Genomic DNA, 13128 nt, shown 5'->3' with positions numbered 1-13128 from the left:
AATTGCTTCGTCACTAGTTACTTCTTTAAAAGTTCTGGAATGATTGATGTATCCTCAGAAATACTGGCAAAGACTAATCCCTTTTCAGTTATTTTATGTTCACAAGCATCGCCATAGTAATAACTCTTAGGTTTAAAGACTACAATTTTGTTATTAAATTCAACTAGGTTTGTAGGTTTTGTAATTTTTTTCATATTTTATCTAAACTTCTATTTTTGTAAAAAAATAAGGCAATCAATGCAAAAATACAGCTTAATATGACATAATAAACTGCTGAGGTTACATGCCCTGTTTTGTGTACTAAATATTCAAAGACAAGAGGCGTAGTACCACCAAAAATACTTGTAGCAGTGTTATATGAAATAGAGAGAGCAGTATTACGTATATTTGTAGGATACAATTCTGCTTGTAATGCTGGTTCAGGACCGATATAGCTAGCAGCAAGTATAGCAAGTATCAATTGTGAGATAATTACACTTGTGAAGGCCCCATTCTCAAAATTATTAAGTAAAAATGGCGTTGTTACAATAATTATTATCAGATTAATTACAAAAATTTTCCTGCGACCTATAATATCGGATAGATAACCACTTAATAAAGTTACGGCTATCATAATCACGTAACACACGCTAGCAAGGCTATTTACCTCATTTTCAGTAAAGTTGCGGCTGATTTTTAAAAACGATACCAAGTAAATTGTAGTGAGATAGAATATTATCGAACCGGGAGCATTGATAAAAATCGAGATTAATATATCAAACCAATAATTGGTAATGACTTTTTTTAACGGTGATTGTAAAATCTTTTTCTGCTCTTTTAGATTTTTAAAATTCGGTGTTTCGTGTGTATTTTTTTTAATATAAAATGCTGCAAAAAGAATAAAAAAACCAAGTAAAAAAGGTATTCTCCAGCCAAAACTATCAAATTGTGAAGCTGTTAGGATATTCTTAACGATATAAGAAACAAAAGAACCAAGCAATAAACCGGAGCATATACTAGACATTGAAATACTACCGGTGAAGCCTTGGTGTTTATGGCTAGTATGCTCAATAACAAAGGAAATAGAGCCGGTCAAAACTCCCCCCATTGATAATCCTTGTAGAATTCGTACACAAATCATTAATATAGTCGCAGTTATACCGATAGTATGGTAAGTTGGTAATATTCCTATTAATACGGTTGGGGCAGACATGCAAAATAACGCACTAGTTAAGGCTACTTTGCGTCCAAATCTATCACCGATAACACCAAAAAATATGCCGCCCAACGGTCTTGCCAAATAACCTATAGCAAATACTAAAAAAACTTGCAGTAAAGAAGTATTAGCATCATCATTTGGAAAAAATTTTGTTCCTATTATGGGTGCAAAATAACCGAATAATACATAATCATACCATTCAAAAGTGTTAGCGATACCGCTTGAAAATACTAGTTTACTGCGATTCATGTTTTCTATTCATAGCTTTTTTTTCGGAATATATTATAAACAAGGTGGTAGGAATTATTATTACTGCTCCATGAAGTGTGCTTTTATCAGGAAATTCGTTAAATATGAAATATGCCGCTATTACCGAAATCACCAGCTCTAAATATCTATAAGGAGCGGTAGCGGTTGCATCTACCATAGAAAAAGCTTTAAGCAGGAAGAATAATATTAAGCTTCCGCTACTACCGAGTACAAACAATAAAGCTAATTCAAAACTACTAGGAGTTAGCCAATACTGCGATGCTACAGGTAACGACACTATAGCAGTTACTATTGCCGAATAAAATAGCATGCTAATCATCGATTCTTTTATTACGAATTTTTTATTAATAATATCAAGCATAGCAAATGAAATAGCGGCTAATACAAAATACAAAATTTCTGGGTTAAAATCCTCGGCATGCGGTTTAAGAGTAACAACAAGTCCTATAAATCCTACTACGGTAACTACCCATCTTGGCCAAATAATATTTTCGTTCAGAAAAAATACGGCAAGTATTAAAGTAAATAAAGGAATAGAAAAACTTACGACTGTTGCAGTAGTAACGGGAGCTATGGTAAGACCGTAAGTCCAAGAAGTCATACCGAAAAATAATAATAACCCTCTTAATATATGTACAAAAGGACGACTTGTTTTTAAAGTATTTTTACCATAATAAACAACAAAAGGTAGTAAAACTATGCTACTGAAAAAGAAGCGGAAAAAAGCTACTTCAAAGCTATGTAAACGAGTCCCAAGATATTTAGATATTACATCATTGGCACTACTACTTACTAAACTAAGTAAAAACCAACCTATACCGGTTAAATATGTTTTTAATGCATCATTCATTAATATGCTCCAATAATTTCTATAATTTTACTTAAATGTCTTGACTTTTAGCATAAAAGAATTCTATCTTTTATGACAATGGTATAAATATATAAACAAAAATTTTATATAATAATACGGTAATCAATTTTAAGCAAGTAAAGGTTATAATTATATGTTAAGAATAGTGAAAAAATTAGGGATAATTTTGTTTGTATCCACCATAAGTATTAATAGTTTTGCTAAAAGCATGTATGATGATGTAGACTCTGCTTCTGACTATGATAGTACACCGTATTACGAAAACGAAGGCAGTTTAGTTTTCAAGATGCGTCTAGGAGGTGTTGTTTCAAGTGCTAAGCAAAAAGGATTACCTACTCCTACCTCTCCTCAACCTGTTTCAGTAGGAGAAGTGGCAAAAAACGGTTATGGAGGTGATGCGTCCACTACTATATTCTTTAATAATTATTTAGCTACTGAATTATCACTTGGCTTTAATGTTTTACGCACTAAATATACATCCCTTGCAGCCGTTGCTCATAATTATGGCGTTGATAATGTTAAACTAGGAAAACACAAACCTATTTATATGATTCCTGCAACAATTACCGGACAATTTCATATAGCTCCTTACGGTGGAATAAGACCATATATAGGTATAGGTTATCACGGTTCTTATATGCTTACTCAAGCTACCGGTCTTAAAATTAGAAACGGACACGGTGCCGTAGGACAAATAGGTGTAGATTTTTATGCTAAAGACGATACTTTAATCAATATTGACGTAAGACAATTTTTCTTAAATCCTAAACTTGAGTATAAACCGAATTTAGTAGGTAATAAAACCATGACCTCTAAAGTTAAACTTAATCCTTTAATAGTGTCTATAGGTATAGGATTTACTTTTTAGCCTTGTTGCATGGTTCTTGAAGCGTATTTGTCATCCCGCGACTTGATATCGCGGGATCCAGTTTTTTTATTTTTTTTGGATACCGTGGTCAAGCCGCGGTATGACACTAAATAGCTAATAATATAAACATACATTCACCTATGTCCCTACAAATTATCCAGTTATTATACTTAGTTGCGGCTGTTTGCTTTATTCTATCACTCAAATTCTTATCCTCACAGAAACAAGCACGTTTAGGCAGTACCATAGGTATTTTGGGGATGGCGATAGCAGTCATCGTTACTTTTTTCCTACCGGATTTTACTCATAAATTACCCATTATAGCAACCATATTATTAGGTGCTGTAATCGGCGGGATTATCGCACTTAAAATCTCCATGACGGCAATGCCTCAATTAGTAGCGGGATTTCACTCTTTTGTCGGTCTTGCTGCGGTATTTGTAGCTTATGCTACAGTACTTGCTCCTGAAAATTTTTCTATAGGAATAGCAGGAAGTTTACCGATTAATGCATTAATAGAAATATCAGTAGGCGTCTCTATCGGTGCTTTAACTTTTAGCGGTTCGATTATAGCTTTTCTAAAACTACAAGGCTTAATGAAAAGTAGCCCGTTAAAATTCTACGGTCAGCAATATATATGCTTATTAACGGCAATAATATTGGTTATTCTAGTAATATCGTTTATTCGTTCAGAGAATATATTTTTATTTAATCTAATAGTCTTTTTATCACTGTTAATCGGAGTATTACTAATAATACCGGTAGGCAGTGCAGATATGCCTGTTATAGTCTCAATGCTAAATTCTTATTCAGGTTTTGCGGCAGCAGGTATAGGCTTTACGCTTAGCAATAGCCTACTTATTATTACTGGAGCATTAGTCGGTAGTAGCGGAGCTATACTTAGCTATATAATGTGCAAAGCGATGAATCGCTCATTAATTAAGGTTATTTTTGGGGCGTTTTTGCCTGCACCTACTGGAATTAACAAGGATATAGACGACGATAAAATAGCAAAAACAAGCTGCCCTGAAGATGCGGCACATTTACTACTTAATACATCATCGGTGATAATTGTTCCCGGTTACGGTATGGCAGTAGCCCAATCTCAGCATATCATAAAAGAGATGGTTGATATATTAGAACGTTCAGATATTAATGTACGTTTTGCCGTACATCCGGTAGCAGGTAGAATGCCGGGGCATATGAATGTTTTACTTGCAGAAGCTAATATAGATTATGAGAAAGTACTTGAGCTTGAAGAAATTAATAGAGATTTCGCTACCACTGACGTAGTGCTTGTGATTGGTGCAAATGACGTAACTAATCCTGCTGCTAAAAATGATCCGAACAGTCCAATTTACGGTATGCCGGTACTCGATGTCGAAAAAGCACGTACGATCTTGTTTATTAAACGTTCTATGGCATCAGGATATGCAGGTATAAAAAATGCGCTATTTTATCACGATAATACTTTTATGTTATTCGGCGATGCTAAGAAAGTAGTTGAGGAGATAGTTAAGTTTCTAAATGAAGATTGACTTAAATAACTCTATTTGTTATAACTTCTTAAATTAAGCCAAAAAACAATTATCATGAATTCGCAAAAAACATTACCGCTTCTGCCAAAAGCCACGGCTATATGGTTAATTGAAAATACTTCTTTAACTTTTAAACAAATTGCCGATTTTTGCGGTATTCATGAATTTGAAATAAAAGGTATGGCTGACGGTGAAGTAGCACAATCTATAAAAGGTTTAAATCCAATTGCAAACGGTCAGTTAACTTTAGAGGAAATTGAGCGTTGCAGTAAAGATCCTAATGCTAATTTACAAATTTCATATAGCCCTGCTTATGAATTGATGAAAAATCAGAAAAAAAAACGTGCTAAATACACTCCTATAGCAAGACGTCAAGATAAACCGGATGCTATATATTGGTTATTGTCTAATTATCCGAACATCCAAGACCATCAAATAATTAAATTAATAGGTACTACTAAAATTACTATAGATGCTATTAGAACCCGTAGCCATTGGAATATGAATTCTATTCGTCCTCGTGATCCCGTATTACTGGGGATCTGTAGTCAAATAGACCTAAATAAAATAGTAGAAAGCCTAAAGCCTCCACAAAATCCTACAAAAGAATCATAAAATTATACTAACTGCTATCCTGCGAAAAGCTTGCTTACGTGAATTATTTTTGATTGTTACCCCGCCTTGATCAGCGTTATTGCGTGGCTCGTTTATGTCATTCCTGTATAGTCGAACATTGCTGGATGGACCGGTAAAAGCCACTGTGTCACCCCGTGGCTTGACCCACGGAATCCAAAAAAAATCTAAAATACTATTAATAAGCTAGATTCCGTGGTCAAGCCACGGAATGACAACGGATGCGTTTTTCAATCCACACTGACAATACTTTTCGCACAAACGGATTTTTTTATGGATTAGAAAAGTGATTATTGCCTAATAAATCGCTTATCGCTAGGTAAAGTATAACTTTTATCGGTAGAACGATAGGGACAAATATCAATGCCTCCACGCCTAGCATATACTATATAAATAGAAAGAAAATCAGGACTTATAGCATTTTTAATATCCGTAAAAATACGCTCAGCACACTGCTCTGCAAACTCATTACAATTTCTAAAAGATATTAAATATTTCAGAAAAGAATCATATTTTAACTTTTTTCCTTTATATTTTATAACGATTGTACCCCAATCCGGTTGACCGGTTACTAGGCAATTTGATTTGAGTAAATGAGAATTAATCTCTTCTTCTACCAAAACATCTTCATACTCAATTAAACTATTATCGGGTGCACCGTAATTATTGCATACTATATCTAAATCATCGATATTTTTACCGCTTGGAACACCAAATTCTACTTTTGTATTTATAGGAAATATACGTCCTGTTACTTTAGCGTGTGTAACATTACTTAGATCCTGCAAGATAATTCTTTCTAGTTCTTTTACTGATTCAACAACAAAGTTATTAAAAGAATTTAGATATAATTTAAATGATTTTGATTCTACTATATTTTCAGAATCCGTCGGTATATAAAAAGTGCCTACTCCAACCCATGGCTTACCGTTCTTATTAAGACAAGATAGTTCATATGTATTCCAAACATCTACACCGTAAAACGGAAGATTATTACTATTTATTCCAAGTTCGTTTCGATTATTTATACGTGGAATTTTAAATAATAAAGTCACATCATAACTATCTTTATAAGTACTTTTTTTACCAAGTAAAGAAGTAGATAAAGGCATTAATTATGCTCCTTGTGCTAAAATTTCTTTTTGTTGTAACTCATCATATTCTTTTAGCATATAACCACGTCCCCATACTGTGTCGATATAATCTCTACCACCGGCAGCATCACTTAACTTTTTACGAAGTTTACAAATAAATACGTCAATAATTTTCATTTCTGGTTCATCAACACTACTATATAAGTGATTTAAGAACATTTCTTTAGTTAAGATAGTTCCTCTTCGGAGTATTAATAGCTCTAAAATAGCATATTCTTTGTTCGTCAAATGTACTTTTTTGCCGTCAACTTCTACACTTCTAGTATCTAGGTTTATGCTAACCTTATCAAACCTAAATACTGATGCTGCATGACCTTTAGAACGTCTAACTATAGCTTTAATTCTAGCAATTAATTCCTCTCTTACAAACGGCTTGGTTAGATAATCATCGGCTCCGGAAGAGAAACCAGTAATCTTTTGATACGTATCCGTTAAGCTAGATAAAATTAAGATTGGGGTTTTTATTTTTGCAGCACGCAATCTTAGTAATATCTCAAAACCATTAATATCCGGTAACATAAGGTCTAAGATTACTAGATCATAACCACCAACTTTACCAAGTCTTAAACCTTCTACACCAACTGAAGCTTTATCGCAAACTATCCCTTCTGAAGCTAAAGTTAGTTCAATTAAGTTAGCCATTTCCGGCTCGCCTTCAATTAACAAAACTCTCATTATTTTTCTCCATAAAATTCAATTTTTATATTGTGCTATAATTTAATTACAGTTAATTATTGTTAACTAAATTATAATTTTTTATCTAGTGCTTTATACAGTCATTAATAACATAAGTAAAGAATATTTAATCAAATTTATAAAATTTTTACTATTAAGCTCTATCTGTGGTTTAAAAACCATGGCGTTTACAATGAAATTTATTAAATAATTAAATGATTTTCTTAGTTTTGATGCTCTGACATTTTCTTATGATATAAGGCACCAAAATCTATAGGATCAATCATTAAAGGCTGGAATCCTGCATCTTGAGTACAGCTAGCTATAATTTTTCTGGCAAATGGAAATATCATTGCCGGACAATGAACGGATAATAAAACCGGATGTTGTTCAGAATCAATATTAATTAAATTAAATACTCCAGCATATTTTAATTCTATCTGAAATAATTTATATTTCTCATTTCTTGCAATTGCCTCGATATTTAACTCTACTTCATAGAAATTTTCTTCCGATAAATTAGTAATATTTATATCTAGAGATAAATCAATTTGAGGGCGTTGATCCAAAGCCGCAAGAGAAGACGGGGCAGAAGGGTTCTCAAGAGATAAATCTTTTATATATTGTGCATTAACGGAAATATGCGGCATTGTCTCATTAGTATCGGTGTTTATTGTACTCATAAAAATCCTTATTAAAAATTTAATATAATTTTCTACATAAAAAAGTTATGTTAGCGGTAAAGTTACGCCTACTTGTTTCATATATTTTCCTTGGCGATCGGCATATGAAGTATCACAAATTTGATCACTCTTTAAAAATAAAAACTGACAAGCTCCTTCATTTGCATATATTTTAGCAGGTAATGGAGTAGTATTAGAAAACTCTAAAGTTACATGTCCTTCCCACTCCGGTTCTAACGGAGTCACATTTACTATTATACCGCATCTTGCATAAGTAGACTTGCCGACACAAATAACTAATACATCACGCGGTATTTTAAAATATTCTATAGTTCTGCCAAGGGCAAAGCTATTAGGTGGGATAATACACACATCTACTTCTCTATCAACTAAATTATATTCACTGAAATTTTTTGGATCAACCGTAGTAGAATTTATATTGGTGAATATTTTAAATTCATTAGATACTCTAGCATCATAGCCGTAAGAAGATAAGCCGTAAGAAATAATCTTTTCTTTATTATGCACTCTTACCTGCTTTTCCGCAAAGGGCCTTATCATACTGTGATTTATAACAGCTTCTTTTATCCACTTATCTGACATTATAGCCATAATCAAAATTTGATTTAATTAATAAACTAATGATTATAACTCATAATTATTTACAATACAAAATTTTTCTTTAAAACTATAAGTCTGAGACTACTTGAATAATGATAGTGATAATAATACAACATTATATACTTAAAATTAAATTATTACAAATTAAAATAGTTTTTTATTATCAATTCTGAAAAGTATTATTATATTATAGCATAGTTGACTTAATATTTATTAATACTAAACATTTACTTTGTATAGTAAATATTTATTTAAATTTATAGGAGCTTTATTAAAGTGAAAAAGTTATTATTAGCTGCAAGTATTATTTGCCTTGCATCGGCTGGTCTTGCTGAAGAAAATCCAACACCTGTTATTTCTAATTCTGATACTGAAATAAAATTAGAAGGATTCTATTTATTTGAAAACGGTTATGTTAAACAGGATCATTTAATTTTATTTGATAAAAATGTAACTGATAACAGGAAAAAGCTAGGGTTTTACACAGAAGCAGCGTTTGCGGCCACTATTGCTAAAACTATCAATGATGTAATAGCAGGTGCTAAAATAGTGCTTCAGCCTACTACAAGAGCAAAAACCTCTACAAATTATAATGGATCACATATATTTATTGAAACTAGTTACGGTAAAGTAGAACTAGGCTCTCCTGCTGATGCAAGCGCTAAGTTGCGTATTACCGGTAGTCAAGTAACTGCAGGTACCGGAGGATGGTCTAGATATGCTCTACTTGACGGTCAATATATGCGATATAATGGTTTAAAATCGGATTTTGATACTAATGCTAGCTTTTATCTTGAGTCATACTCTAATTCTTTTGATCAAATCAATGATAAAGCTGAGAGAGCTAGAAGATTGAATTTTTTCACGCCTAAAATGAAAGGCTTCCAAGCCGGAGTTTCTTATACTCCCGATACTGCTAATACAGGCGGTAATAGAGATATAAATAATTTAACGCTTGCAAGCTCAGGCAGAAACGGAGTTAGTGTTTCTAAAACCGGAATAAAGACGGTTAAATTAGAGAATAACGAAACCATGACTATTAATCAGAATATTAGGGATGCTTTTTCTGCCGGCTTAACTTATGAACATGAAATTAGCGAAGATGCAGACTTAAAACTATCTGTCACCGGAGAATACGGTAAACCTGCTCGTCGTCTTATTCATGCTAAAATGGACGGAACTACAATTCAAGTGCTTAATACCTATAAACTTTCTAATTTAAAAGCATATAATCTTGGAGCTGTATTTACTTACGGTAATTTCTCTTGTGGTGCTTCTTACGGTAATTTAGGTAAAAGCTTAACCGCTAAGGAATATTATAAAGTCGGTCGTGATACCTATTATTACAATGGGGCAGTTGCTTATGGACAAGGACCTATAAAAACAAGTCTTGAATATCTTAAAACTTCAAGATATAAAAACACCGTTGATGCTGTAAGCCTCGCTACTGAATATAAGATCATGCCTGGTTTATTACCATATGCTGAAATTTCTCATTTCCAAGCTAAAGGTAAACCTGTATATTACCCTGAAGCACCTAGTAAAACAACACGAGGTACTGTTGGCCTTATAGGTACAAAACTTAAGTTTTAATTATTTACAAATTAATTTGCCATCACTATTATAATCAAGGCTTAGAGTAATCTTATGCCTTGGTTATTATATTTTTTTTAATTGAACTATCAATAAACTTTATAGTTCCGTCGTTGTAATAATCTTGTTTTCTCTGCTGTTAAATCTTTAAACCATTTTATTAGCTTACAGTGCTCTAATTCTTGTCAAATTATGCTTAGCTTTTGTACTTCAAGTACCGGCCCAAACCTTGAAAAATTTATGTTATACTGCCTTTTGATTAAATAAAATTATATATTTTACTTTTTTTATTTTTAGATATTGATTTTCTCTGATTACCATATATTGTGACGCAACCACAATATATGGTAATCACGTGATATATGATTTTTATTATTTTAAAACAGGAGTAACACTATGAATCATGCTCAATTTACAAGCTCAGGATATTCCTTTGTAAATGGATTAAAAGCAGTTACAAGATATGCAACCGCTTCTAAATTATTATTTAAAGATGCATATAATTTTGTTTCTAGTTCCAACTTAAAAAATATTTACAATATTACATGCTTTAAATATTCAGAAAGTCTATACACAAGACAGGGATTTTGAGACAGCATTGAAGTTTTTTAATATGCAACAGGATAATTCTCTAAAGATATGTAACTCAGAACATCGAAAACCAGCATCAGAGAACAATGAAAATCTTTTCCCTCCTATATTAATATGATGAAAATCTATTATTTTTTGGGAAGCCCATAGGAGGTAATTTACCGGTACTACCTCTTTTGCCTAAAAATGCAACAATGTTTTTCTCAAGTTTTACTTTTCCATTGTTATTCCAACCTAAGCCGTCTTCTTTATTGAATATTTTAATATCTAGAAGCTTAGCATTCTTAAATTTTTGCAGCGTTACACCTTGCCCTTTTTTCATTTCAGGTATTTCATCTATATTAAATACCAGTAATTTACGACTTTCACCAATACAAGCAATACTATCACCGTTTACAGGTAAACAAGCTATACATACATGACCATCCGGTACATTCATAATTTGCTTTCCTGTTTTTGTTTGAGCCATTACTTCATTTGAATTAACTAAAAACCCCTTACCTACACTACTTGCAAGTAATAAAAGCTGATCAGGTTTATAGACTAAAATATTCGTAATATCGTTATTACCTATATCCACAAGTAGTTTTATAGATTCCCCTGTTCCTTTACCTTTGGAAATATTATCGGCAAGCAAAGTAAAAAATCTGCCTTCTGAACTAACTATTAATATTTTATCAGTCGTGTAAGCTTCTAAAATAAATTTTTCTGCATCACCTTCTTTATATTTGATAGTCGATAAATCGGTGTTATGACCTTTTAACGAACGCACCCACCCCATTTTTGAGCAGATAATAGTAATCGGCTCTTTAGTAATGAAAGCCGTTATATCAACTACTTGATTCGTAAGCGTTACTTCCTCAAAGCTTGTACGCCTTGCTCCTATTACCGTATTTAATCCAAATTTCGTTTGTACTGTTTTGATTTCTTTTTTAACTATTTTCCATAGTTCTTTAGGATTATTTAGAATTTCTTCTAATATAGCTTGTTGCTTCTGCAAATTACTATGCTCATTAATAATTTCCTGCTCTTCAAGCTTACGAAGCGAGCGAAGACGGGTATTTAATATCGCTTCTACTTGTATTTCGGTTAGTTTAAACCACTCCATCATTATCGCTTTTGGCTCATCTTCTTCACGAATAATTTTAATGATCTCATCAAGATTTAGATAAGCTATCCTAAGCCCTTTTAGAATTTCTAAACGATGCTTGATTTTGTTTAAAAGATAAGTTGATCTGCGAGTAACAATATTTTGTCTATGATATAGAAACTCTTGTAAAATCTCTAAAATATTCATTACTCTCGGCACGTTATTACTGCCGATCACATTCATATTTAACTGAATGCGGCTTTCTAAATTCGTTAGCTTGAATAGAGATTCCATAACTATTTGCGGATCACATCCCCGATCTCTCGGCTCTATAACCAACCTTATAATGTCTGTTGATTCATCTCTAATATTGCTAACAAGGGGAATTTTTTTATCCTTTAGTAATATTGCTATTTGTTCTATAAGTTTTGATTTCTGAACCTGATAAGGTATCTCGGTTACGACTATCTGATATGTACCGTAACTTAGCTCCTCTTTTTCCCATCTGCTTCTTACTCTAAGACTACCGCGTCCAGTAGTATATGCAGCATTAATAACTTCAGCTTTATCAATAATTATGCCGCCGGTCGGGAAATCAGGACCTTTGACAAAGTTTATTATATCGTTAATTTCAGCTTTCGGATGGTTGATTAAATGTATTAGAGCATCACAAAGCTCATGTAAATTATGCGGCGGTATATTGGTTGCCATACCGACTGCTATCCCTTCAGAACCATTAGCTAGTAAATTCGGAAAACTTGCCGGCATTATTACCGGTTCTAAATCGGAACCATCATAAGTAGGACGAAAATCTACCGTATCTTTATCGATGTCCTCCATTAATAACGTACATATGTCCGTCATACGTGATTCGGTATAACGCATAGCTGCTGCATTATCACCGTCGATAGAACCGAAATTACCCTGCCCATCAATTAAAGGATAACGCAACGAAAAATGCTGAGCAAGGCGTACCAAGGTATCATACACTGCCACATCACCGTGCGGGTGGTATTTACCTATTACGTCACCGACCACCCTCGCACATTTCTTATAGCCGGAATTCGGCTCAAGCCTTAACTGTAGCATTGCGTATAATAACCTACGATGTACAGGCTTGAGTCCGTCACGTACGTCAGGAAGCGAACGTGACATAATTGTTGATAACGCATAAGCAAGATAACGCTCTGATAATGCATTACCAAAGTCAATATTTTCTACTTTAGCTTCTTTCATAAGTTATTTAGTTTTTATTTATAGTCGTTGTTGCGTGGTTCTCTATGTCATTCCTGCGAAAGCAGAAATCCAGAAAAAAAGTATAAACACAGCAAATTCTTAAAATT

The 13128-nt window shown here is 33.0% G+C and carries 12 protein-coding genes; 4 read left to right on the top strand and 8 right to left on the bottom strand.

Features of this window, described 5'->3' with window-relative positions:
* Positions 1-17: 17 nt before the first annotated feature.
* From RC_RS09540 to RC_RS00550, 3 genes are read right to left on the bottom strand one after another with little or no spacing between them, the layout of a single operon-like run.
* Positions 18-194 carry a hypothetical protein gene (locus RC_RS09540; protein WP_164490342.1) on the bottom strand — a complete coding sequence of 59 codons (177 nt, stop codon included), beginning with the start codon at positions 192-194 and terminating at the stop codon, positions 18-20.
* On the bottom strand, positions 191-1447 hold the full coding sequence (locus RC_RS00555; RefSeq protein ID WP_010976789.1) for an MFS transporter: 1257 nt from the start codon (positions 1445-1447) through the stop codon (positions 191-193). The genes RC_RS09540 and RC_RS00555 overlap by 4 nt, the downstream gene beginning before the upstream one ends.
* Positions 1434-2318: a DMT family transporter gene (locus RC_RS00550; protein WP_004996775.1), complete on the bottom strand. Its 885-nt coding sequence runs from the start codon at positions 2316-2318 to the stop codon at positions 1434-1436. The genes RC_RS00555 and RC_RS00550 overlap by 14 nt, the downstream gene beginning before the upstream one ends.
* Before the next feature lie 154 nt (positions 2319-2472).
* On the opposite strand from RC_RS00550, the gene RC_RS00545 reads away from it, so the two are divergent.
* From RC_RS00545 to RC_RS00535, 3 genes are all read left to right on the top strand, one after another.
* On the top strand, positions 2473-3207 hold the full coding sequence (locus RC_RS00545) for an OmpW family outer membrane protein (RefSeq protein ID WP_010976788.1): 735 nt from the start codon (positions 2473-2475) through the stop codon (positions 3205-3207).
* Positions 3208-3347: 140 nt separating this feature from the next.
* The gene (locus RC_RS00540) at positions 3348-4745 is read left to right on the top strand and encodes an NAD(P)(+) transhydrogenase (Re/Si-specific) subunit beta (RefSeq protein ID WP_010976787.1); all 1398 of its coding nucleotides are present in this window, start codon (positions 3348-3350) and stop codon (positions 4743-4745) included.
* A gap of 54 nt (positions 4746-4799) precedes the next feature.
* Positions 4800-5360: a DUF1013 domain-containing protein gene (locus RC_RS00535; RefSeq protein WP_010976786.1), complete on the top strand. Its 561-nt coding sequence runs from the start codon at positions 4800-4802 to the stop codon at positions 5358-5360.
* Positions 5361-5668: 308 nt separating this feature from the next.
* On the opposite strand, the gene queF is transcribed toward RC_RS00535, so the two are convergent.
* The 4 genes from queF to dcd all read right to left on the bottom strand — a co-directional run bounded on the left by queF (position 5669) and on the right by dcd (position 8502).
* On the bottom strand, positions 5669-6490 hold the full coding sequence (gene queF, locus RC_RS00530) for an NADPH-dependent 7-cyano-7-deazaguanine reductase QueF (protein WP_010976785.1): 822 nt from the start codon (positions 6488-6490) through the stop codon (positions 5669-5671).
* Between the two features lie 3 nt (positions 6491-6493).
* Positions 6494-7207 carry a response regulator transcription factor CtrA gene (ctrA, locus tag RC_RS00525; protein WP_010976784.1) on the bottom strand — a complete coding sequence of 238 codons (714 nt, stop codon included), beginning with the start codon at positions 7205-7207 and terminating at the stop codon, positions 6494-6496.
* 224 nt (positions 7208-7431) lie between these two features.
* On the bottom strand, positions 7432-7890 hold the full coding sequence (secB, locus tag RC_RS00520) for a protein-export chaperone SecB (RefSeq protein ID WP_004996787.1): 459 nt from the start codon (positions 7888-7890) through the stop codon (positions 7432-7434).
* A 45-nt stretch (positions 7891-7935) separates the two neighbouring features.
* Complete coding sequence (gene dcd / locus RC_RS00515; protein ID WP_004996797.1) at positions 7936-8502, bottom strand: dCTP deaminase; 567 nt, start codon at positions 8500-8502, stop codon at positions 7936-7938.
* A 285-nt stretch (positions 8503-8787) separates the two neighbouring features.
* Here dcd and RC_RS00510 point away from each other — a divergent pair, with 285 nt between their 5' ends.
* Entirely contained in the window at positions 8788-10104 is a 1317-nt protein-coding gene (locus RC_RS00510) for a porin (RefSeq protein WP_010976782.1), read from the top strand.
* Positions 10105-10804: 700 nt separating this feature from the next.
* Here RC_RS00510 and parC read toward each other — a convergent pair.
* Entirely contained in the window at positions 10805-13021 is a 2217-nt protein-coding gene (parC, locus tag RC_RS00505) for a DNA topoisomerase IV subunit A (protein WP_010976781.1), read from the bottom strand.
* Positions 13022-13128 lie beyond the last annotated feature (107 nt).

It is taken from the genome of Rickettsia conorii str. Malish 7, from assembly GCF_000007025.1.
Classification (GTDB): Bacteria; Pseudomonadota; Alphaproteobacteria; order Rickettsiales; family Rickettsiaceae; genus Rickettsia; species Rickettsia rickettsii.
This window is presented reverse-complemented; position numbering and strand designations above follow the sequence as displayed.

Coding starts and splice junctions, on each gene's coding strand:
- ctrA (WP_010976784.1), bottom strand. CDS start 7,207: ATGAGAGTTTTGTTAATTGAAGGCGAGCCGGAAATGGCTAACTTAATT.
- RC_RS00545 (WP_010976788.1), top strand. CDS start 2,473: ATGTTAAGAATAGTGAAAAAATTAGGGATAATTTTGTTTGTATCCACC.
- parC (WP_010976781.1), bottom strand. CDS start 13,021: ATGAAAGAAGCTAAAGTAGAAAATATTGACTTTGGTAATGCATTATCA.
- secB (WP_004996787.1), bottom strand. CDS start 7,890: ATGAGTACAATAAACACCGATACTAATGAGACAATGCCGCATATTTCC.
- RC_RS00555 (WP_010976789.1), bottom strand. CDS start 1,447: ATGAATCGCAGTAAACTAGTATTTTCAAGCGGTATCGCTAACACTTTT.
- queF (WP_010976785.1), bottom strand. CDS start 6,490: ATGCCTTTATCTACTTCTTTACTTGGTAAAAAAAGTACTTATAAAGAT.
- dcd (WP_004996797.1), bottom strand. CDS start 8,502: ATGGCTATAATGTCAGATAAGTGGATAAAAGAAGCTGTTATAAATCAC.
- RC_RS00540 (WP_010976787.1), top strand. CDS start 3,348: ATGTCCCTACAAATTATCCAGTTATTATACTTAGTTGCGGCTGTTTGC.
- RC_RS00550 (WP_004996775.1), bottom strand. CDS start 2,318: ATGAATGATGCATTAAAAACATATTTAACCGGTATAGGTTGGTTTTTA.
- RC_RS00535 (WP_010976786.1), top strand. CDS start 4,800: ATGAATTCGCAAAAAACATTACCGCTTCTGCCAAAAGCCACGGCTATA.
- RC_RS09540 (WP_164490342.1), bottom strand. CDS start 194: ATGAAAAAAATTACAAAACCTACAAACCTAGTTGAATTTAATAACAAA.